Here is a 20,683-nt window from a genome sequence, read left to right on the forward strand (position 1 = left end):
ATCGCTGGCAAGCCAGCTCCCACAGGTATTTAGTGCACTCACAAGGGTGGGGGCGATCTCACTTACTGAGCGCGCAGGGTCTTCACACCTTCACTGGTCCCCAGCAACAACAGGTCCGCCGGGCGCGCCGCGAACAAGCCATTGGTGACCACGCCAACAATTGCATTGATCTGTTTTTCCAGTTCCACCGGATTGGTGATCTGCATGTTGAACACGTCGAGGATGATGTTGCCGTTGTCGGTCAGCACGCCTTCACGGTAAACCGGGTCGCCGCCAAGCTTGACCAGCTCGCGAGCGACGTGGCTGCGGGCCATCGGGATCACTTCCACCGGCAGCGGAAACTCGCCGAGTACCGGCACCAGTTTGCTGGCGTCGGCGATGCAGATGAAGGTCTTGGCCACGGCCGCGACAATCTTCTCGCGGGTCAGCGCCGCGCCGCCACCCTTGATCAGGTTCAGGTGCTCGTCACTTTCATCGGCGCCGTCGACGTAGAACTCCAGGTCGCTGACCGTGTTCAGTTCATACACGGGAATACCGTGGCCTTTGAGGCGGGCGGCGGTGGCTTCGGAGCTGGCAACCGCGCCGTCGAACGCACCTTTATGTTTCGCCAGGGCGTCGATGAAGCAGTTCGCGGTGGAGCCGGTGCCGACCCCGACGATGCTTTTGTCGTCGAGTTTCGGGAGGATGAAGTCGACGGCGGCTTGAGCCACTGCCTGTTTGAGTTGATCCTGGGTCATGCGGGCTCCGAGGTGCCGAAGAGGGGGAACGAAAGGCCGGTATTATAGGCTTTGGGGCCTGGAAGGTCATTGGCCGATTGGCCGACGGGGCTGATTGGCGGGCGGGGCAGATTGGCTTTTGTGGCGAGGGAGCTCGCTCCCGCTGGAGTGCGAAGCGCTCCCCGGCAATTCTTCAGGCATATCCCCCAAACAGGTTTTACGACTGCTTCGCAGCCGAACGGGAGCAAGCTCCCTCGCCACAGGCAAAGTGTCGTGGCTAAAACCACCTGTTTAGTGTGGTCGCCCGCCCGAAAGCCGGGTTAGACTCCTTGGCCCTGCCCAACCCGCTCAGTGATGCTTTCCGATGCTCGAACAGTACGTCAAAAAGATCCTCACCTCGCGCGTTTATGACGTTGCCGTAGAAACCCCATTGCAGACTGCTCGCCAGCTCTCCGAGCGGCTGGGCAACAACATTTGGCTCAAGCGCGAAGACTTGCAGCCGGTGTTCTCGTTCAAGATTCGCGGCGCCTACAACAAGCTGACCCAACTGAGCGACGAAGAACGCGCTCGTGGCGTGGTGACGGCTTCTGCGGGCAATCACGCTCAGGGACTGGCGCTTGCAGCCAAAGTGCTGGGCGTGAAAGCGACGATCGTCATGCCCAAGACCACCCCGGAAATCAAAGTGGAAGGCGTGCGCTCGCGAGGCGGCAAAGTGGTGCTGCACGGGGATTCGTTCCCGGAAGCCCTGGCCTACTCGCTGAAACTGGTCGACGAAAAAGGCTACGTCTATATCCACCCCTATGACGATCCCCACACCATTGCCGGGCAGGGCACGGTGGCCATGGAAATCTTGCGCCAACACCCGGGGCGTCTGGACGCGATATTCGTTCCAGTGGGCGGTGGCGGGCTGATCGCCGGGATCGCGGCGTACGTGAAGTACCTGCGACCTGAAATCAAAATCATCGGCGTGGAACCGGACGATTCCAACTGTCTGCAAGCGGCAATGGCAGCCGGTGAGCGTGTGGTTCTGCCGACCGTGGGCATCTTCGCCGACGGCGTCGCGGTGGCGCAGATTGGTCAGCACACCTTCGAGATCTGCAAGGATTACGTCGATGACGTGATCACCGTCAGCACCGATGAAATCTGTGCGGCGATCAAGGACATCTATGATGACACTCGCTCGATCACCGAGCCTGCAGGTGCGTTGGGCGTGGCCGGGATCAAGAAGTATGTCGAGCTGAACGGTGTGACCGGTCATACCTTCGTGGCCATCGACTCCGGTGCCAACGTCAATTTCGATCGTCTGCGTCATGTCGCCGAACGCGCCGAACTGGGTGAGGGCCGTGAAGCGATCATTGCCGTGACCATCCCCGAGAAGCCAGGCAGCTTCAAGGCGTTCTGCGAAGCCGTCGGCAAACGTCAGATCACCGAGTTCAACTACCGCTACAACACCGGCAGTGAAGCCCATATCTTCGTTGGCGTGCAGACGCATCCGGACACCGACCCGCGCAGTGCATTGATCGCCAGTCTCAGCGATCAGGGTTTTCCGGTACTCGACCTCACCGACAACGAACTGGCGAAGTTGCACATCCGTCATATGGTCGGCGGCCGTGCGGCACAGGTCGTCGATGAAGTGATTCTGCGCTTCGAATTTCCGGAACGTCCGGGCGCGCTGTTCAACTTCCTGAACAAGCTGGGCGGGCGCTGGAACATCTCGATGTTCCACTATCGCAACCACGGCGCGGCCGATGGGCGTGTGGTCGCAGGTCTGCAAGTGCCTCACGACGAGCGTCATCTCGTGCCCGCCGCGCTGGAAGAAATCGGTTACCCATACTGGGACGAAAGCGACAACCCGGCCTATCTGCTGTTTCTGGGCTGAACGGCTACGCTGATGGGCAGATCATAAGGAAATCGAACAATGGAAACGTTAACCGCCCTGAAGATGGCGCACACCGCGGCGACGGCCATTTTGTTGGGTTGCGCGCTCGGCTTGGGAATATGGGTGTGGCAAACGCGGCGTAACGGTGACGCGACGGCACCCGCCCGCACATTGCAGCGGCCACGGGTTTTCGTGTGGGTCTTGATGGGACTGGCGCTGTTGAGCATGCCGTTCACCGGCTGGTGGATGGTGCATCTGGTGGGCTGGCCACTGGGGCAGACGTGGCTGCTGGCGTCGAGCGTGCTTTATACCGTGGCAGCGTTGGCGTGGTTCTGGCTGCTGGTGCGGCTGAACACGCTGCGCAAGGCTGCGGGAGGCAATGGCAAGTTTACCTTTGCTCTCGCGTTGTTGAGCTTTGTCTGTTTCATCGCCATTGCCGGGTTGATGGGGGCGAAGCCTGTTTAGACTGCGTTGCTTCAATCGCTGGCAAGCCAGCTCCCACAGGTTTTTCGGGTGTTCACAAACTCTGTGTTCACTGAAGATCCCTGTGGGAGCTGGCTTGCCAGCGATAGCGTAATCAGTCGCGCAGACTAATCACCGGCCAGCCACGCTTCTCGGCTTCGGCCCGCAGATTCGGATCCGGGTCGACAGCAATCGGATTCGTCACCTGCTCCAGCAGCGGCAAATCATTCATCGAGTCGCTGTAGAAGTAACTGTCTTCCAGCGAATAGCCGGTCTCTTCCAGCCAGCGATTCAGCCTCGTCACCTTGCCGTCACGGAAGCACGGCACGTCGGTGCTGCGTCCGGTATATCGGCCGTCCGCCATTTCGCATTCGGTTGCGATCAGTGTTTCAACGCCCAGGCGCTGGGCGATCGGTGCGGTCACAAAGCGGTTGGTCGCGGTGATGATCACCAGTTTGTCGCCAGCGTCGCGGTGCTTGGCCAGCAACTCGATGGCCTGGGGCAGCACGATGGGTTCGATGCAATCGCGCATGTAATCGAGATGCCATTGGTCCAGCGTGGCCATCTCGGTGCGGCCGAGGATTTCCAGGCAAAAGTTCAGGTAGGCGTCGTTATCCAGCTTGCCCGCCAGGTAATCCTGATAAAACTCATCGTTGCGCGCCTTGTAGGCAACGGCATCGAGGAAACCGCGTTCGCACAGGTAATCGCCCCAGGCGTGGTCGCTGTCGCCGCCCAGAAGGGTGTTGTCCAAGTCGAATAAAGCCAGCCGCATTGCAGTTACTCGCTGAAAAGTCTGTAGAAAGGCGTCCAGAATACGGACTTTTCACAAGAGTGCACATAAGGTAGGCCGGCTCGTTGCTGCCTTCACAACCTTTGTGGAACAATGCGGCGACATGCGTTTGCGAGGTTGTTGCCGTGATCGACCCCGATGGTTTCCGCCCCAATGTCGGGATCATTCTCACGAATGATGCCGGACAGGTGCTATGGGCTCGCCGTATCAATCAAGATGCCTGGCAGTTTCCACAGGGAGGGATCAACCCCCAGGAGACGCCGGAAGACGCCTTGTATCGCGAGTTGAACGAAGAAGTGGGCCTGGAACGCGAAGATGTTGAAATTCTCGCCTGCACCCGGGGCTGGTTGCGCTATCGTTTGCCGCAACGTCTGGTCAGGACTCACAGCCAACCGCTGTGCATCGGCCAGAAACAGAAATGGTTTCTCCTGCGCCTGATCTCCAACGAGCAGCGGGTGCGGATGGATTTGACCGGTAAACCGGAATTCGATGGCTGGCGCTGGGTCAGTTATTGGTATCCGTTGGGCCAGGTGGTGACATTCAAGCGCGAGGTGTATCGACGCGCTCTCAAAGAGCTTGCCCCGCGCCTTTTAACGCGCGACTGACGACGGAGTTCGACCCCGAGCCATGCTCAATACGCTGCGCAAGATCGTCCAGGAAGTTAACTCCGCCAAGGATCTCAAGTCGGCGTTGGGGATTATTGTGTTGCGCGTCAAAGAGGCCATGGGCAGCCAGGTCTGTTCGGTCTATCTGCTTGATCCCGAGAGCAACCGCTTTGTGCTGATGGCCACCGAGGGCTTGAACAAGCGCTCGATCGGCAAGGTCAGCATGGCGCCGAACGAAGGTCTGGTTGGCCTGGTCGGCACGCGTGAAGAACCCCTGAACCTCGAAAATGCAGCGGATCACCCGCGCTATCGCTACTTTGCCGAGACCGGGGAAGAGCGTTACGCCTCGTTCCTCGGGGCGCCGATCATTCACCACCGCCGCGTTGTCGGCGTGTTGGTCATTCAACAGAAAGAACGTCGTCAGTTCGATGAGGGTGAAGAAGCCTTCCTCGTGACCATGAGCGCGCAGCTCGCCGGCGTTATCGCCCACGCCGAAGCCACCGGTTCGATCCGTGGACTTGGCCGTCAGGGCAAGGGTATCCAGGAAGCGAAGTTTGTCGGCGTACCGGGTTCGCCGGGTGCGGCGGTCGGTACCGCGGTGGTCATGTTGCCTCCGGCGGATCTGGACGTGGTGCCAGACAAGACCATCACCGACATCAACGCCGAACTGGGCCTGTTCAAGACCGCCATCGAAGGCGTTCGCGCCGACATGCGCACCTTGTCCGCCAAGCTTGCGACGCAGCTGCGCCCTGAAGAGCGTGCGCTGTTCGATGTCTACCTGATGATGCTCGACGATGCCTCGCTGGGCAGCGAAATCACCACCGTGATCAAGACCGGCCAGTGGGCCCAGGGTGCGCTGCGCCAGGTGGTCACCGAACACGTCAACCGTTTCGAACTGATGGACGACGCCTACCTGCGTGAGCGCGCCTCGGACGTCAAAGACCTTGGCCGCCGCCTGCTCGCCTACTTGCAGGAAGAGCGCCAGCAGAACCTGGTCTACCCGGAAAAGACCATTCTGGTCAGCGAAGAACTGACGCCGGCAATGCTCGGCGAGGTGCCGGAAGGCACGCTGGTCGGTCTGGTTTCGGTACTCGGTTCAGGTAACTCCCACGTCGCGATCCTCGCCCGGGCCATGGGCATTCCGACGGTGATGGGTCTGGTCGACCTGCCGTACGCCAAGGTCGACGGCATCGAGATGATCGTCGACGGCACACGTGGCGAGGTCTACACCAACCCGAGCGAAGTGCTGCGCAAGCAGTTCGCCGAAGTCGTCGAAGAAGAGAAACAACTGGCTCTGGGCCTCGACACCCTGCGCGACCTGCCGTGCGTAACGCTCGATGGCCACCGCATGCCGCTGTGGGTCAACACCGGCCTGCTGGCGGACGTGGCGCGGGCCCAGAAGCGGGGTGCCGAAGGCGTCGGTCTGTACCGCACCGAAGTGCCGTTCATGATCAACCAGCGCTTCCCGAGCGAAAAAGAGCAGTTGGCGATTTACCGCGAACAGCTCGCCGCGTTCCATCCGCAACCGGTGACCATGCGCAGCCTGGACATCGGCGGTGACAAGTCGCTGTCGTACTTCCCGATCAAGGAAGACAACCCGTTCCTCGGCTGGCGCGGCATTCGCGTCACCCTAGACCACCCGGAAATCTTCCTGGTGCAGACCCGTGCAATGCTCAAGGCCAGCGAAGGCCTGAACAACTTGCGGATTCTGCTGCCGATGATCTCCGGCACCCACGAACTCGAAGAAGCCCTGCACCTGATCCACCGGGCCTGGGGTGAGGTCCGCGACGAAGGTACCGACGTGCCGATGCCGCCGATTGGCGTGATGATCGAGATCCCGGCAGCGGTGTATCAGACCAAGGAACTGGCGCGGCAAGTGGATTTCCTGTCGGTCGGCTCCAACGACCTGACCCAGTACCTGTTGGCCGTCGACCGTAACAACCCCCGGGTCGCCGACCTGTACGACTATCTGCACCCGGCCGTGCTTCAGGCATTGCAGAACGTGGTCCGTGATGCCCATGCCGAAGGCAAGCCGGTGAGTATCTGCGGTGAAATGGCCGGTGATCCGGCCGCGGCGGTGCTGCTGATGGCGATGGGTTTCGACAGCCTGTCGATGAACGCCACCAACTTGCCGAAAGTGAAGTGGATGTTGCGTCAGATCAACCTGAGCAAGGCCAAGGAGTTGTTGGCCGAGTTGATGACCATCGACAACCCGCAAGTTATCCACAGCTCGCTGCAGTTGGCGCTGAAAAATCTTGGGTTGGCGAAGATGATCAATCCGGCTTCGGCGAAAACCCTCTGAAACGCTGATGGCCCCATCGCGAGCAAGCTCGGCTCCCACAATTGATCTTCAGTGAACACACCCTTTGTGTACGCCGGAGAACAATTGTGGGAGCCGAGCTTGCTCGCGATGAGGCCAGACCTGACAACGCCCCTTTAAACTTTGACCTCCACTTCCCCAAGATGCCCGCCATACGGCCCGAAACTCCTTTCGACCATCACCCGCGTCCCGTCCGCCTGAACAATCAACGCCGTACTCGCCCGCGTTCCGTAAGTCGGGCTGGCGATAAACACGCTCGATAGCAACGTTTCGGTGGCAAGCCCGACCCCGGTGTCCGGCAACTCAGCGAACGCCGCCGTTTGCGAATCATTCAACAACGCCAGCAACGCCTCAGGCTGCGGATCATTCAGCACGACCTCCAGCGCCGCCCGTGCCTTCAGCAACTTGGGCCAGGGCGTATCCAGCCCGGCGTTCGACAACCCGTAGACACCCGGCTGCAGCATCACCGCTTCAGTTTCCCGCGAGTTGAAATGCCAGAGCTCGTGATTATTGCCAGCGAGCAGGTTAAACCCGGCATATTCGACCGAACGTCCTACAACGTCGGTTAAATAGTCATCAATTGGCATGTCGCCATTGATAAAGCGCGCCACCAGTTCACCGCGGGATTTGCGTGCTGGCGGTTGATGAGGATCGCGAATGTTCGTCAGCGCGGCGAATCGGCCGTTGGCACCGACGCCAAGCCAGGTGCCCCCGGCCTCTAGATCGCGCCCGGCATGCACGTGCGGTGATTCCGGCCATTGGGCCAGGGGCAGGCTGGGACGGGCATAGAATTCGTCGCGGTTGGCCGCCACGATCAACGGCTGGGCGTGACCTGGGCGCCAGGCGAAAACAATCAGGCACATAAGGTGGTCCTTGTGTGTTTTTTGCCCACTCTACGCAGTCATCGTCTGTCGATCCATCGCCTTGCACAGTGGAGCCCAAGGGCATCCATCCGTTACCATGCCGCTCCTATTTTCGGGATGTGCGGGAAACGGCCATGGAATTTCTGCTCTACCTGGCGCTGGGCGCCTGCGCAGGTGTGCTGGCCGGGCTGTTCGGGGTCGGTGGCGGGATCATTATTGTCCCGGTGCTGGTGTTCAGCTTTACCTTGCAGGGCTTCGATACGTCGATCCTGACCCATCTCGCCGTCGGCACATCGCTGGCGACCATTATTTTCACCTCGGTCAATGCGATACGTGAGCATCACCGTCGCGGGGCGGTGCGCTGGCCGATCTTTGCGTGGATGACCCTCGGTATTCTTATCGGCGCCGGTTTCGGCGCGCTGACGGCCGAAGCGATTTCCGGCCCGAACCTGCAGAAGATCATTGGCGTGTTCGCGCTGATCATCGCCGTGCAGCTCGCCCTGGACGTCAAACCCAAGGCCAGCCGAACGGTGCCCGGCAAAGTCGGTCTGACCGTAGCCGGTAGCGTCATCGGCTGGGCCTCGGCGATTTTTGGCATTGGTGGCGGTTCGCTCACGGTGCCGTTTTTGACCTGGCGCAGCGTACCGATGCAGCAGGCGGTGGCGACATCGTCTGCATGCGGTCTGCCGATTGCGTTGGCCAGTGCGTTAAGTTTCATGATTCTGGGCTGGCACGATCCGTTGCTGCCGGCCCATAGTCTCGGTTTTATTTATTTGCCGGCGCTGCTCGGGATTGCCCTGACCAGCATGTTTTTCGCCCGCGTCGGCGCTCGACTGGCACACAAGCTTTCGCCGAAGTTGCTGAAAAGACTGTTTGCCGCTTTGCTGTTCTGCGTCGGTTTGAGCTTTCTGCTCTGACGCATTCCGCAATACTGGCTTAATCCTGGCGTGACAGCGTCGCCCGGGAATTTCGAACGTTTCAACTCTAACGAGGAGTCGCAATGCTGCCTTACCCGCAGATCGATCCGGTGGCCCTGGCCATCGGTCCGCTGAAAATCCACTGGTACGGCTTGATGTACCTGATCGGCATTGGCGGCGCCTGGCTGCTGGCGTCCCGTCGCCTGAACCGGTTCGACCCGACCTGGACCAAGGAGAAACTCTCCGACATGGTCTTCTGGATGTCGATGGGTGTCATCGTCGGTGGCCGTCTGGGCTATGTGCTCTTCTACGACCTGAGTGCTTATCTGGCCAATCCGACACTGATTTTTGAAGTGTGGAAGGGTGGCATGTCGTTCCACGGCGGGTTCATCGGCGTGATGCTGGCGGCATTGTGGTTCGGTAAAAAGAACGGCAAGTCGTTCTTCCAGCTGATGGACTTCGTCGCGCCGATGGTGCCGATTGGTCTCGGCGCCGGGCGCATCGGCAACTTCATCAATGCCGAACTGTGGGGCAAGGCAACCGACGTGCCATGGGCAATGGTCTTCCCGACCGATCCGGCACAACTGGCGCGCCACCCCTCTCAGCTGTATCAGTTCGCGCTCGAAGGCGTGGCGCTGTTCCTGATCTTGTGGCTGTACTCGCGCAAGCCGCGGCCGACCATGGCGGTGTCCGGCATGTTCGCACTGTTTTATGGCATCTTCCGTTTCATCGTCGAATTCGTCCGCGTTCCGGACGCGCAACTGGGCTATCTGGCCTGGAACTGGCTGACCATGGGTCAGGTACTGTGCGTACCGATGATCCTCGCCGGGTTGTTCCTGATCTGGCTGGCGTATCACCGCGCTCCGGCAACGCCAGCGGCGGCCGTATAAATTCGAACCCCGGGGCGACGGCTCCGGGTTCAAGGACACAGGTAATTCATGAAGCAATATCTCGAACTGGTCGCCCACGTCATCAAGAACGGCACCAAGCAGGCCAACCGCACTGGCGTGAACACCATCAGCTTTCCTGGCGCGATGCTGCGTTACGACCTGAAGGAAGGTTTCCCGGCGATCACCACCCGCAAGATGGCGTTCAAATCGGCTATCGGTGAAATGTGCGGTTTTCTGCGTGGCGTGAACAACGCCGCCGAATTCCGTGCATTGGGCTGCAAGGTCTGGGATCAGAACGCCAACGAAAACGCCCAATGGCTGGCTAACCCGTTCCGTCAGGGCGAAGACGACCTCGGCGAGATCTACGGCGTGCAATGGCGCAAATGGCCAGCGTACAAGCAGATCCCGGTCAGCAACCAGGCCGCTATCGAGCAGACCCTGAACCAGGGCTATCGCCAGATCGCCGAAGGTGAAGAAGACGGACAGGCCTATGTGGTGCTGTACAAGGCGATCGACCAGATTCGCCAGTGCGTCGACACCATCATCAAGGACCCAGGCAGCCGCCGGATTCTGTTCCACGGCTGGAACGTCGCCCAACTCGATGAAATGGCCCTGCCGCCGTGCCACCTGCTTTATCAGTTCCACCCGAATGTCGAGACCCAAGAGATCTCTCTGACCCTCTACATCCGCTCCAATGATCTGGGCCTGGGCACACCGTTCAACCTGACTGAGGGCGCCGCGCTGCTGAGCCTGATCGGTCGCCTGACCGGTTACACACCGCGCTGGTTCACCTATTTCATCGGCGACGCCCACGTCTACGAAAACCACCTGGACATGCTGAACGAACAGCTCAAGCGCGAGCCGTTCCCGATGCCGAAGCTGGTCATCAGTGATCGTGTGCCGGAGTTCGCCAAAACGGGTGTTTATCAGCCGGAGTGGCTGGAGCAGATCGAACCGAGTGATTTCTCGCTGGAAGGCTACGAGCATCACCCGCCGATGACCGCGCCGATGGCGGTCTGACAATCTGCACGCAGTCCCCTGTGGGAGCTAGCCTGCTAGCGATAGCGCCGGTACATCCAACACTGATGTGACTGAAAAACCGCTATCGCTAGCAGGCTAGCTCCCACACTGGGATCTGTGGAGTATTCAGTGGCCGTGACTGCGGCCCACATGCGAATGCTCAACTTCCGTCGCCACAACCCCGCCACTCACTTCCAGCCGCTGCAAAATCCCGCACTGTTCACTGTCCGGCCCCTCGCCACAGCGTTGGCGCAGGTCGATCAGTTGTGCCTGTAACGCCATCAGCCCGTCGATCCGCGCCTTGACGTGATGAATGTGTTCATCGACCAGCGCATTCACGCTTTGGCACTGGTCCTGCGGACTGTCGCGCAAGGCGAGCAGGCTGCGGATCTCTTCGAGGGTCATGTCGAGGGTGCGGCAATTGCGGATAAAGGTCAGTCGCTCGGCGTGGGCCTGGGTGTAAACGCGATAATTGCCATCGCTGCGGGCCGGCTCTGGCAGCAGGTGTTCGCGCTCGTAGTAGCGGATGGTCTCTACGGCGCAGTCAGTGAGTCTGGCCAGTTCTCCGATCTTCATGATGGCAATCTCCAAAAGGGTGCTTGACCCTATAGTGGCTACAGGGTCTTTACTTGGCAACAGGCACCTTCATGGACGCGACCCGATGAGCGATTCCCTTCACACCCACAAACACAAGACTGATCACGATCACGATCACGATCACGATCACGATCACGATCACGATCACGATCACAGCCACAAGCTGCAGCCTGCACAGAAGCATGACCACGGCGGCCACGGCGATTCCTGCTGCTCCTCGAAAGTGGCCCCCCCGTCGCTGATCAAATTGAGCGAAACACCGACCGACGGCGCACGGCTGAGCAATTTCCGCATCGACGCAATGGACTGCCCGACCGAGCAGACGCTGATCCAGAACAAGCTGGGCAAGCTCGCTGGCGTCCAGCAGCTGGAATTCAACCTGATCAACCGGGTGTTGGGCGTGACGCACGATCTGCCGAGCACCGCGCCAATCATCGACGCGATCAAGTCGCTGGGCATGGTGGCCGAACCGCTGGAGCAGGGCACCGAAGCGCCAGCCCCCGCAGCCGAGAAAAAACACTGGTGGCCGCTGGCACTGTCCGGCGTTGCCGCGCTGGCGGCAGAAGTCATCCACTTCACTAGTGCTGCACCGGATTGGGTCGTGGCGGTCATCGCGCTGATTTCGATCCTCAGCGGCGGCCTGACCACTTACAAGAAAGGCTGGATCGCCCTCAAGAACCTCAACCTGAACATCAACGCGCTGATGAGCATCGCGGTAACGGGTGCGATCCTGATCGGCCAGTGGCCGGAAGCAGCCATGGTGATGTTCCTGTTTACCGTGGCCGAATTGATCGAGGCCAAATCTCTCGACCGGGCGCGTAACGCCATCGGCGGCTTGATGCAGATGACGCCTGAAAAGGCCACGGTGCAACAGGCGGACGGTAGCTGGATGGAGCAGGACGTCAAAGCCATCGAACTGGGTGCGCGAGTACGGGTGCGTCCCGGCGAGCGAATCGGGCTGGACGGTGAAGTGGTTTCCGGCAGCTCTACCATCGATCAGGCGCCGATCACCGGCGAAAGTCTGCCGGTGGAGAAGACTGTCGGCGATAAGGTGTTTGCCGGCACGATCAATCAGGCAGGCTCTCTCGAGTATGCCGTGACCGCCGCCGCCAACAACTCGACCCTGGCGCGAATCATTCATGCCGTCGAACAGGCCCAGGGCTCGCGGGCGCCGACTCAGCGGTTTGTCGACCAGTTTTCTAAAATCTATACCCCGGCTGTGTTCATCTTCGCCCTGGCGGTCGCGGTCATTCCGCCGCTGTTCATGGGGGCGCTTTGGTTCGATTGGATCTACCGGGCATTGGTGCTGCTGGTCGTCGCCTGTCCATGTGCACTGGTGATTTCTACACCGGTGACCATCGTCAGCGGCCTCGCGGCGGCGGCGCGCAAAGGGATTCTGGTCAAGGGCGGCGTTTACCTCGAGGGCGGTTACAAGCTCGATTACCTGGCCCTGGACAAGACCGGCACCATCACCCACGGCAAGCCGGTGCAGACCGACTACCTGTCGCTTGATCCCACTGCCGAGGGCACCGCACCGGCGATTGCGGCCGCATTGGCCGGTCGTTCGGACCACCCGGTCTCGCTGGCGATTGCCAACGCTGCTGTGGATAAACAATTTGCAGCGCTGACTGTGGATAACTTCGAAGCGTTGGCCGGTCGCGGTGTACGCGGTGAGATCGACGGTCAGACGTACCACTTGGGCAACCATCGCCTGGTGGAAGAGTTGGGCCTGTGCTCGCCCGAACTGGAAGAGAAGCTGTTCGCGCTGGAAAAGCAGGGCAAGTCCGTGGTGCTGTTGCTCGACAAGTCCGGGCCACTGGCGTTGTTTGCCGTAGCGGATACGGTCAAGGAGTCCAGCCGCGAAGCTATTCAGCAACTGCACGACCTGGGCATCAAAACCGTGATGCTGACCGGGGATAACGTCCACACCGCGCAAGCGATTGCCACTCAGGTGGGCATCGATCAAGCCCAGGGCGATCTGCTGCCGACCGACAAACTGCACGCTATCGAAGCGCTTTATGCGCAGGGGCATCGAGTCGGCATGGTGGGTGACGGTATCAACGATGCGCCGGCCCTGGCGCGGGCCGAGATCGGTTTTGCCATGGCGGCCGCCGGCACCGATACAGCCATTGAAACCGCTGATGTAGCCCTGATGGACGACGATCTGCGCAAGATTCCGGCGTTCATCAGCCTGTCGCGGCAGACGTCGACCATCCTTAAACAAAACATCGCGCTGGCATTGGTCATCAAAGCGATCTTTCTTGGGGTAACCTTCGCCGGGATCGCCACCATGTGGATGGCGGTATTCGCCGACATGGGCGTCAGCCTGTTGGTGGTATTCAACGGTTTGCGCCTGTTGCGCAAGTAAGCGATGAGGAAAGGGTGTGCTTAGTGCCGAGCTGAAGGCGTTTTACATGGTGGCCCGTCTGGGCAGTATTACCCTGGCGGCGAAAAAGCTCGGCCTGAGTCAGCCAACGGTGACGACCCAGATTCGGCATCTGGAAAGCCAATACTCGGTTGAGCTGTTTTACCGTGGCGGTCGCCGCCTCAGCGTCAGCGAGGAAGGTGCGCGGCTGCTGCCCATGGTCAAGGCGCTCATGCAGCAAGAGGCTGACATCGAGTTCTTCCTGCGCAACAGCGGTCAGGTGCAGGGCACGTTGCGCATCGCAGCTACCGCGCCGTATTACATTCTCGATCTGGTGAAAACCTTCCGTGCGCGCTTGCCCCAGGTGGAGGTATCGGTGGAGATCGGCAACTCCCAGCAGGTGCTTGAAGCGCTGGAAGAGTATCGGGTGGATGTCGCAGCGTCATCGCAGTTGCTCGATGATGCGCGGCTGATTCGCCGGGTGCTCGGTAGCGACCCGCTGGTGCTGGCGGTGCATCGCAATCATCCACTGGCCGTGCATGACCATGTGCCGCTGAGTGCGCTGGCCGGGCACACCTTGCTGATGCGCGAGTCCGGGTCGACCACTCGGCGATTGACCGAAGAACTGCTGTCCAGCGCCGGGGTGAGCTTCGGACCGCTGCTGGAGATCGGCAGCCGGGAATCAATCCGTGAGGCGGTACTGCGCAACATCGGCATCAGCATCATTGCCCGCCAGGAAGTACCCCATGATCCACAATTGCGCGTGTTGACCATCGAGAACGCACCGCAGATTTCCGAGTATTTGTATTGCCTCAAAGAACGCAAAGGCGCGCGGTTGCCGGCGGCGTTTCTGGGGTTGGCGCAGGAAATGGCCCCGGCCTGAAATCTTCATTTCCTTTGATTGCCTCATCGCGGGCAAGCCACGCTCCCACAGGTTTTTCACATTCCTGTGGGAGCGGGCTTGCCCGCGATGACGTCAGTCCAGACAACACATCGTTTCAACCAAAATCCCCGAATACCACTATCAGCCGTTTTTGCCTCACTGCCACATGACGGACGCATTACATCCCTAGGATGGCCCTCATCTGCTTGATGAGGTCTGTCCATGAACAACGCGATCGCAACTGCCCTGACCAACCCCGGCGCCCCGATGAAAGTGCGCGGCGTGCAGAAACGCTTCGGCGCTTTCACTGCACTGGATAACGTTTCCCTCGACGTCGCTGCGGGTGAATTGGTCTGCCTGCTCGGCCCGTCGGGCTGTGGCAAAACCACCTTGCTGCGTTGCATCGCCGGCCTTGAAAAACAGGACAGCGGTGAGCTGTACCTCGGTGATCGCGACGTGTCCCACCTGGCACCGCAAGCTCGTGACTACGGCATTCTGTTTCAGTCCTACGCGTTGTTCCCCAATCTCACCGTCGAAGCGAACATTGCCTACGGCCTTGCGGGCAGTGGTCGCGACGAAGTGCGCAAGCGCGTCGGTCAGATGCTGGAACTGGTCGGCCTGCTCGGCAGTGAGAAAAAATACCCCGGCCAATTGTCCGGCGGCCAACAGCAACGTGTCGCCCTGGCCCGAGCCCTGGCACCGGCACCTACGTTGCTGCTGCTGGATGAGCCGATGTCGGCCCTCGACGCCCGGGTTCGCGAGCACCTGTGCACCGAGCTGCGCCAGCTGCAACGCAACCTCGGCGTCACCACCTTGATGGTCACGCACAATCAGGACGAGGCCATGCTGATGGCCGATCGCATCGCTGTGATGAACAACGGCAAGGTCGAGCAGTACGCCACGCCGCAGGAAATCTACGATCGCCCGGCGACGCCGTTTGTGGCGGAGTTCGTCGGCCAGGGTAACTGGCTGCCGTTCAGCCGCAGCAGTGACAGCCATGCGCAGGTTGGCGGGATGAACATGCGCCTGGCCGCCGGCAGCGCGAAAACCGCCTCGGGCCGTCTGTTCTGCCGCCCTGAAGCCATCAACGTCAACCCGCCGGTGCATGAGGAGAACCTGTTTCCGGCCAAGGTTCGCGAAATCACCTTCCTCGGCAACCGTTGCCGCATGAGCTTCGAGCTCGATCAACTGCCGGGCCACGCGCTGCTGGCGGAGCTCGCACCGGAAGCCATGCCGCGTCTCGGCGCGCAGCACATCATGGTCGCCTTGCCTCCACGCAGCCTGCAGGTGTTTGCCTGATGAGCGCGAACATCGCGCTGCCGATCCCGCACAAGCAGGTTCGGCAGACCTCCCGTGCCGAGATCGGCGACCGGGTGTTCGTGGTCGGCGGCAAAGTGCTGTTGCTGGTGCTGCTCGGTGTCGCGGTATTGATGCCATTGCTGGCAATCTTCTGGCGCGGGTTCAGTGCTGAAGCCGGGCAGGGCGGCGGTCTGGTCGCTGCTCGCGAGTTGGTGACCAGTGCCAACTTTCATTGGCTGCTGGGCAATAGCCTGAAGGTTTCCCTCAGCGTCGCGGCCATTGTCGTCCCGCTGGCTTACCTGTTTGCCTACGCCCTGCAACGCACATTGATTCCAGGCAAGGGCATCTGGCGCGGCATGTCGCTGCTGCCGTTGATGGCGCCGTCGATGCTGCCGGGCATTGCGCTGGTTTATCTGTTCGGCAACCAGGGCATGCTGCGCGGCCTGCTCTCGGACAACATCTACGGTTTCTGGGGCATTGTGCTGGGCGAGGTCATCTACACCTTCCCGCACGCCTTGATGATTTTGCTGTCAGCCCTTTCTCTTGCGGATGCGCGCTTGTTCGATGCCGCTTCCAGCATGGGCGCCAGCCCTGCCAAAGCCTTTCGCAGCATCACCTGGCCTGCGACTCGTCAGGCGGTGTTCGCCGCGTTTTGCCTGGTGTTCACCCTGACCATCACCGATTTCGGCGTGCCTGTGGTGGTCGGTGGTGACTATCAAGTGCTGGCGCTGGAAGCCTACAAGGCGGTGGTCGGCCAGCAGCAGTTCGGTCGCGGCGCTTTGATCGGCATGGTCCTGCTGTTGCCGGCGCTGTTCAGCTTTGGTGTCGACGCCTGGCTGCGTCGACGTCACGGCGACTCCATGAGCGGCCGCGCGCAGGTCTTCCAGCCGGCGCCGTCGAAGCTGCGGGACGGCTGCTACCTGGCGATCGTGATGCTGATCTGCGCGGTGTTGCTGCTGGTGTTCGGCATGGCGGTGTACTCGTCGCTGGTGAAATTCTGGCCTTACAACCTGTCGCTATCCCTTAACCATTACCAGTTCAATGACACGGCGGGTGGCGGCTGGCTGGCCTATGGCAACAGCGTGAAGATGGCGCTGTGCACGGCATTGATCGGCAGCGTACTGATCTTCACCGGCGCCTACCTGATGGAAAAAACCAAGGGTCAGCGTGGCCTGAATCTGGCGCTGCGCATGCTCAGTTTCGTACCGATGGCGGTGCCGGGCCTGGTGTTGGGTTTGGGTTATGTCTTCTTTTTCAACCTCACCGGCAACCCGCTGCACGTGCTGTACGGAACCATGACTTTGCTGGTGGTCTGCACCATTGCTCACTATTTGACCACTGCGCAAATGACCGCGACCACTGCGCTGCGCCAACTCGACGCCGAGTTCGAAGCCGCCGCGCTGTCGCTCAAGGCGCCGCTGTATCGGCACTACCTGCGGGTCACCGTACCGATCTGCCTGCCGGCGCTGCTGGACATCGTGCGCTACCTGTTTGTCTCCGCCATGACCACCGTTTCGGCCGCCATCTTCCTCTACAGCCCCGACACCATCCTCGCGGCGGTGGCGGTGCTGAACATGGATGACGCCGGCAACGTGGGCGGCGCGGCAGCGATGTCGACCCTGATTCTGTTCACCTCGGCGGGCGTGTCCCTGCTGCTGGCCTGGGCTTCGCGCGGCTTGCTACGCCGCTCCCAGGCCTGGCGGCAGACCGCGCCTGGTCATTGATTCATACCCTCAACTCACACAGGAATTGCACCATGTTCAAGCCTTTGGCCCTGGCCGCTGCTGTCCTCACCGCTTTTAGCCTGAACGCCTTCGCGGCGAAAACCGAGTTGACGGTGTACACCGCACTCGAAGCCGAGCAACTGAAGACTTACAAAGAGGCTTTTGAAAAAGCCAATCCAGACGTCGAGATCAAGTGGGTGCGTGATTCCACCGGCATCATCACCGCCAAACTGCTGGCCGAAAAAGCCCGCCCGCAGGCTGACGCCGTGTGGGGCCTGGCCGCGTCGAGCCTGGCGATTCTCGATCAACAAGGCATGCTGCAAAGCTACGCACCCAAGGACCTGGGCAAGATCGGCGTCAATTACCGCGACGCCGCCAACCCACCGGCCTGGGTCGGCATGGACGTCTGGGCCGCGACGATCTGCTTCAACACCGTCGAGGCCGAGAAGCAGGGTTTGACCAAGCCTGTGAGCTGGCAGGACCTGACCAAGCCTGAATACAAAGGCAAGATCGTCATGCCTAACCCGGCTTCGTCCGGCACCGGTTTTCTCGACGTCAGCGCCTGGCTGCAAACCTTCGGCGAGAAGCAGGGCTGGCAGTACATGGACGACCTGCACCAGAACATCGGTCAGTACGTTCACTCCGGTTCCAAGCCATGCAAGCTGGCGGCGTCGGGTGAGTTTCCGATTGGTATCTCCTTCGAGTATCCGGCCGTTCAGTTGAAGCGCCAGGGCGCGCCGCTCGACATCATCCTGCCGAAGGAAGGCCTTGGCTGGGAGATCGAAGCTACTGCGGTGATCAAGGGCACGCAGCATGAAGACGCGGCGAAGAAGCTTGCTGACTTCTCCGCCAGCCCGGCGGCAATGGAGCTTTATAAAGAGAACTTCGCGGTGCTCGCTCAGCCAGGCATTGCCAAGCCGCAAACCGAACTGCCAGCGGATTATGAGCAGCGTCTGATCAAGAATGACTTTGCCTGGGCCTCGAAGAACCGCGATGAAATCCTGACCGAGTGGCGCAAGCGGTATGACGGCAAGTCCGAGAAAGTGGCTGCCAAGTAAGATCTTCATTGGCTGATGGGGCCTCATCGCGGGCAAGCCCGCTCCCACAGGTTTTGTGAACACCAAGGACCCTGTGGGAGCGGGCTTGCCCGCGATGGCGATTCCAAACTCAAGGCATCTCTTCATGACACACCAAGACGACATACTGATCGTAGGCGCGGGCATCCTCGGCCTGTCCCACGCTTACGCCGCTGCCAAGCGCGGCCTCAAGGTCCGTGTTTTCGAACGCAGCGCTACACCCATTGGCGCCTCGGTGCGCAACTTCGGCCAGGCGCTGGTCACCGGCCAGCCACCGGGCCCGATGCTTGAACTCGCAAAGGCCAGCCGCGAGATCTGGGGCCAATGGGCCCAAGTGGCTGGCTTGCAACTCAAGCGCAACGGCTCATACCTGTTCGCTCGTACCGAAGCGGAAGAACACCTGCTGGAAGCCTTCTGCGAAGGCCGCGCCATCGAGCATGATTACCGCGTTGACCTGCTTCGCGGCGCGGCATTGCGTGACCTCTACGGTGGCCAGTTCCGCCATCACCGCGCCGCGTTGCACGGTCTGGACGATCAGCAGCTGTATTCCCGCGAAGCGATTCCGGCCCTGATCGATTACCTGCGCCGCGAACTCAGCGTCGAATTTCATTTCTCCACACTTGTGCGCGACATCGAACCGGGGCGCTTGCACAGCACCGCCGGGACCTTCACTGCGCAACAGATAATCGTCTGCTCCGGTCATGACTATAAGACCCTGCTGGCTGAGCCGATCGCCGCGCTCAACCCGCAGATCTGCCGCTTGCAAATGCTCCGCGCCCGACCGCAGATCAACCTCAACTTGCAGCACGCGGTGCTCACTGGATTGAGTTGCGTGCACTACGGCGCCTTTGCCGATCTGCCGGAAGCGGCGGCGGTGCAGGCGCAGATTCTGCGAGACGAACCACACCTGCATGAGAACGGCATCCACCTGCTGATCAGCCCGACGCCTTACGGCGAACTGATCATTGGCGATTCGCACCATTACGGCAGTGACCCTTCACCGTTCAACGCCGAGCAGGTGGACAACTGGATGATCGAACTGGCCGAGCAAACGTTGGCCTGCAAGATCCAGGTGGTCGAGCGCTGGCAAGGAGTTTACGGTGCGCGCGGGCCGGGGCCGTTCTCGTTCTTGCGGCCGGCACCCGGTGTGAGTGTGGCGTTGATGCACACGGGCGTCGGCATGAGCGTCGGTCCGGCGATGGCCGAGCGTAACGTCGCGACGTTGTTGGGAGAGGACTGATGGACCGCCATGAACAGGTGATCGCCGAGGTCTTTGCGCTGTACGAGCGCTTTGGCGGCAGCGATTACATTGGTGAGCCGGTGTCGCAGATCGAGCACATGTCCCAGGCCGCCGAGCTGGCAACAGCTGAAGGCTACGATGATGAAGTGGTGCTGGCGGCGTTCTTCCATGACATCGGGCATATCTGCGCTGCCGAAAGTGCCGAGAACATGGCTGGTTTCGGCGTGGTGAGTCATGAGCGCCTCGGCGCGGATTATCTGCGACGCGCCGGGTTCAGTGAGCGCATGGCGCGGCTGGTGGAGTACCACGTCCAGGCCAAGCGCTATCTGACGCTCAAGGAGCCTGGGTATTACGAACGCTTGAGTGAAGCCAGTCGTCGTACTCTGGACTATCAGGGCGGGGTGATGACCGCTGAAGAGGCGCAGGTTTTCGAGCGAGATCCGTTGTGCGCGATCAGTGTGCGCATGCGGCAGTGGGATGAGATGGCCAAGGAGATGAATGTGCCAGTGATCGATCTGGATTTTTTGAAGGAGAAAGCGTTGCGCCTGTTGGCGGCGTAAAGACTGAAGTCCGTGTTGTTGCCATCGCGAGCAGGCTCACTCCCACAGGGAATGTGTGTTCATCACAGATCCATGTGGGGGCGAGCCTGCTCGCGAAGGCCCAGCCCAGGCAATACAAATGCTTGAGCTTCTACAACTGTCCCGCCAGCACCTCAATCTGCTCCTGCCTGTCCGCCTGATTCAGCTTCGCCTGCGGGTTCAACGACGACCACTGCGGATGCGCCCGAGCCTTGGTCAGGGCTTCGGGCAGTTTGCCTTCGCGCCAGGTTTTGTCCTGGGGCGTGGCGACCTGGATGCTGTCCATCGCCGCGTGTCCGCGCTGGTTCAAGGCGAGCACCAGCTGACGCTGACGCAACGCCAGCAATCGCAGCACGCTGTCGTCGACGGTCAGTTCGCGCTGTCCTTTGATTTTGCCCATTAACCGGCTGCCATAACTGCGGGCGGTTTGCAGGGCGCCGCCGGCAATGGCCCCGGCCA

Annotated in this window: 19 protein-coding genes; 14 read left to right on the top strand and 5 right to left on the bottom strand. The window is 60.7% G+C overall.

The features are described from left to right. Positions 1-62: 62 nt before the first annotated feature. Entirely contained in the window at positions 63-737 is a 675-nt protein-coding gene (gene rpiA / locus GBC55_RS16220; protein ID WP_162438382.1) for a ribose-5-phosphate isomerase RpiA, read from the bottom strand. 343 nt (positions 738-1,080) lie between these two features. Between rpiA and ilvA the strand changes: the two genes are divergently transcribed. Then, a complete protein-coding gene (gene ilvA / locus GBC55_RS16225) occupies positions 1,081-2,595 on the top strand; it encodes a threonine ammonia-lyase, biosynthetic (RefSeq protein WP_162438381.1) in 1,515 nt (504 codons plus the stop codon). Positions 2,596-2,634: 39 nt separating this feature from the next. Further along, positions 2,635-3,060 (top strand): DUF2269 domain-containing protein, encoded by a 426-nt coding sequence (locus tag GBC55_RS16230; RefSeq protein ID WP_162438380.1) that lies wholly within the window; start codon positions 2,635-2,637, stop codon positions 3,058-3,060. Positions 3,061-3,172: 112 nt separating this feature from the next. Here the strand turns inward: GBC55_RS16230 and GBC55_RS16235 are convergent, their stop codons facing one another. Continuing rightward, positions 3,173-3,829, bottom strand: coding sequence for an HAD family hydrolase (locus GBC55_RS16235; protein ID WP_162438379.1), 657 nt, complete (start codon positions 3,827-3,829; stop codon positions 3,173-3,175). A gap of 143 nt (positions 3,830-3,972) precedes the next feature. Between GBC55_RS16235 and GBC55_RS16240 the strand changes: the two genes are divergently transcribed. Together GBC55_RS16240 and ptsP are read left to right on the top strand one after the other, a co-directional pair. Next, the gene (locus GBC55_RS16240; RefSeq protein ID WP_007945562.1) at positions 3,973-4,452 is read left to right on the top strand and encodes an RNA pyrophosphohydrolase; all 480 of its coding nucleotides are present in this window, start codon (positions 3,973-3,975) and stop codon (positions 4,450-4,452) included. Between the two features lie 22 nt (positions 4,453-4,474). Next, positions 4,475-6,754 (top strand): phosphoenolpyruvate--protein phosphotransferase, encoded by a 2,280-nt coding sequence (gene ptsP, locus GBC55_RS16245; RefSeq protein ID WP_162438378.1) that lies wholly within the window; start codon positions 4,475-4,477, stop codon positions 6,752-6,754. A gap of 134 nt (positions 6,755-6,888) precedes the next feature. Here ptsP and GBC55_RS16250 read toward each other — a convergent pair whose 3' ends face one another. Continuing rightward, a complete protein-coding gene (locus tag GBC55_RS16250) occupies positions 6,889-7,635 on the bottom strand; it encodes an NRDE family protein (RefSeq protein WP_162438377.1) in 747 nt (248 codons plus the stop codon). 134 nt (positions 7,636-7,769) lie between these two features. On the opposite strand from GBC55_RS16250, the gene GBC55_RS16255 reads away from it, so the two are divergent. The 3 genes from GBC55_RS16255 (at position 7,770) to GBC55_RS16265 (ending at position 10,462) form a co-directional block, all read left to right on the top strand. After that, positions 7,770-8,552 (top strand): sulfite exporter TauE/SafE family protein, encoded by a 783-nt coding sequence (locus GBC55_RS16255; protein ID WP_162438376.1) that lies wholly within the window; start codon positions 7,770-7,772, stop codon positions 8,550-8,552. 83 nt (positions 8,553-8,635) lie between these two features. Beyond that, positions 8,636-9,442 carry a prolipoprotein diacylglyceryl transferase gene (gene lgt, locus GBC55_RS16260; protein WP_162438375.1) on the top strand — a complete coding sequence of 269 codons (807 nt, stop codon included), beginning with the start codon at positions 8,636-8,638 and terminating at the stop codon, positions 9,440-9,442. A gap of 48 nt (positions 9,443-9,490) precedes the next feature. Continuing rightward, positions 9,491-10,462, top strand: a complete 972-nt coding sequence (locus GBC55_RS16265) for a thymidylate synthase (protein ID WP_162438374.1) — start codon at positions 9,491-9,493, stop codon at positions 10,460-10,462. 126 nt (positions 10,463-10,588) lie between these two features. On the opposite strand, the gene cadR is transcribed toward GBC55_RS16265, so the two are convergent. Continuing rightward, positions 10,589-11,038 carry a Cd(II)/Pb(II)-responsive transcriptional regulator gene (gene cadR / locus GBC55_RS16270; protein WP_162438373.1) on the bottom strand — a complete coding sequence of 150 codons (450 nt, stop codon included), beginning with the start codon at positions 11,036-11,038 and terminating at the stop codon, positions 10,589-10,591. A gap of 85 nt (positions 11,039-11,123) precedes the next feature. On the opposite strand from cadR, the gene GBC55_RS16275 reads away from it, so the two are divergent. From GBC55_RS16275 to GBC55_RS16305, 7 genes are all read left to right on the top strand, one after another. Next, positions 11,124-13,427, top strand: coding sequence for a heavy metal translocating P-type ATPase (locus GBC55_RS16275; RefSeq protein WP_162438372.1), 2,304 nt, complete (start codon positions 11,124-11,126; stop codon positions 13,425-13,427). Between the two features lie 16 nt (positions 13,428-13,443). Then, positions 13,444-14,307, top strand: a complete 864-nt coding sequence (locus tag GBC55_RS16280; RefSeq protein ID WP_162438371.1) for a LysR family transcriptional regulator — start codon at positions 13,444-13,446, stop codon at positions 14,305-14,307. 222 nt (positions 14,308-14,529) lie between these two features. Further along, entirely contained in the window at positions 14,530-15,606 is a 1,077-nt protein-coding gene (locus tag GBC55_RS16285; protein ID WP_162438370.1) for a putative 2-aminoethylphosphonate ABC transporter ATP-binding protein, read from the top strand. Beyond that, positions 15,606-17,330 (top strand): putative 2-aminoethylphosphonate ABC transporter permease subunit, encoded by a 1,725-nt coding sequence (locus GBC55_RS16290; protein ID WP_162438369.1) that lies wholly within the window; start codon positions 15,606-15,608, stop codon positions 17,328-17,330. Before GBC55_RS16285 ends, GBC55_RS16290 begins: the two co-directional genes overlap by 1 nt. A gap of 32 nt (positions 17,331-17,362) precedes the next feature. Continuing rightward, positions 17,363-18,388: a putative 2-aminoethylphosphonate ABC transporter substrate-binding protein gene (locus GBC55_RS16295; RefSeq protein ID WP_162438368.1), complete on the top strand. Its 1,026-nt coding sequence runs from the start codon at positions 17,363-17,365 to the stop codon at positions 18,386-18,388. 124 nt (positions 18,389-18,512) lie between these two features. Then, positions 18,513-19,646, top strand: coding sequence for a TIGR03364 family FAD-dependent oxidoreductase (locus GBC55_RS16300; RefSeq protein ID WP_162438367.1), 1,134 nt, complete (start codon positions 18,513-18,515; stop codon positions 19,644-19,646). After that, positions 19,646-20,206 carry a phosphonate degradation HD-domain oxygenase gene (locus GBC55_RS16305; RefSeq protein WP_162438366.1) on the top strand — a complete coding sequence of 187 codons (561 nt, stop codon included), beginning with the start codon at positions 19,646-19,648 and terminating at the stop codon, positions 20,204-20,206. The genes GBC55_RS16300 and GBC55_RS16305 overlap by 1 nt, the downstream gene beginning before the upstream one ends. Positions 20,207-20,336: 130 nt before the next feature. Here GBC55_RS16305 and GBC55_RS16310 read toward each other — a convergent pair. After that, on the bottom strand, positions 20,337-20,683 hold a 347-nt coding region (locus tag GBC55_RS16310), incomplete at its 5' end, for a DUF3482 domain-containing protein (RefSeq protein WP_247266931.1).

The sequence above is a fragment of the Pseudomonas sp. TNT3 genome (assembly GCF_010095445.2).
Classification (GTDB): Bacteria; Pseudomonadota; Gammaproteobacteria; order Pseudomonadales; family Pseudomonadaceae; genus Aquipseudomonas.

Coding starts and splice junctions, on each gene's coding strand:
- GBC55_RS16285 (WP_162438370.1), top strand. CDS start 14,530: ATGAACAACGCGATCGCAACTGCCCTGACCAACCCCGGCGCCCCGATG.
- GBC55_RS16230 (WP_162438380.1), top strand. CDS start 2,635: ATGGAAACGTTAACCGCCCTGAAGATGGCGCACACCGCGGCGACGGCC.
- GBC55_RS16305 (WP_162438366.1), top strand. CDS start 19,646: ATGGACCGCCATGAACAGGTGATCGCCGAGGTCTTTGCGCTGTACGAG.
- GBC55_RS16250 (WP_162438377.1), bottom strand. CDS start 7,635: ATGTGCCTGATTGTTTTCGCCTGGCGCCCAGGTCACGCCCAGCCGTTG.
- GBC55_RS16300 (WP_162438367.1), top strand. CDS start 18,513: ATGACACACCAAGACGACATACTGATCGTAGGCGCGGGCATCCTCGGC.
- GBC55_RS16275 (WP_162438372.1), top strand. CDS start 11,124: ATGAGCGATTCCCTTCACACCCACAAACACAAGACTGATCACGATCAC.
- GBC55_RS16255 (WP_162438376.1), top strand. CDS start 7,770: ATGGAATTTCTGCTCTACCTGGCGCTGGGCGCCTGCGCAGGTGTGCTG.
- GBC55_RS16290 (WP_162438369.1), top strand. CDS start 15,606: ATGAGCGCGAACATCGCGCTGCCGATCCCGCACAAGCAGGTTCGGCAG.
- GBC55_RS16295 (WP_162438368.1), top strand. CDS start 17,363: ATGTTCAAGCCTTTGGCCCTGGCCGCTGCTGTCCTCACCGCTTTTAGC.
- GBC55_RS16235 (WP_162438379.1), bottom strand. CDS start 3,829: ATGCGGCTGGCTTTATTCGACTTGGACAACACCCTTCTGGGCGGCGAC.
- GBC55_RS16265 (WP_162438374.1), top strand. CDS start 9,491: ATGAAGCAATATCTCGAACTGGTCGCCCACGTCATCAAGAACGGCACC.
- ilvA (WP_162438381.1), top strand. CDS start 1,081: ATGCTCGAACAGTACGTCAAAAAGATCCTCACCTCGCGCGTTTATGAC.
- cadR (WP_162438373.1), bottom strand. CDS start 11,038: ATGAAGATCGGAGAACTGGCCAGACTCACTGACTGCGCCGTAGAGACC.
- ptsP (WP_162438378.1), top strand. CDS start 4,475: ATGCTCAATACGCTGCGCAAGATCGTCCAGGAAGTTAACTCCGCCAAG.
- rpiA (WP_162438382.1), bottom strand. CDS start 737: ATGACCCAGGATCAACTCAAACAGGCAGTGGCTCAAGCCGCCGTCGAC.
- lgt (WP_162438375.1), top strand. CDS start 8,636: ATGCTGCCTTACCCGCAGATCGATCCGGTGGCCCTGGCCATCGGTCCG.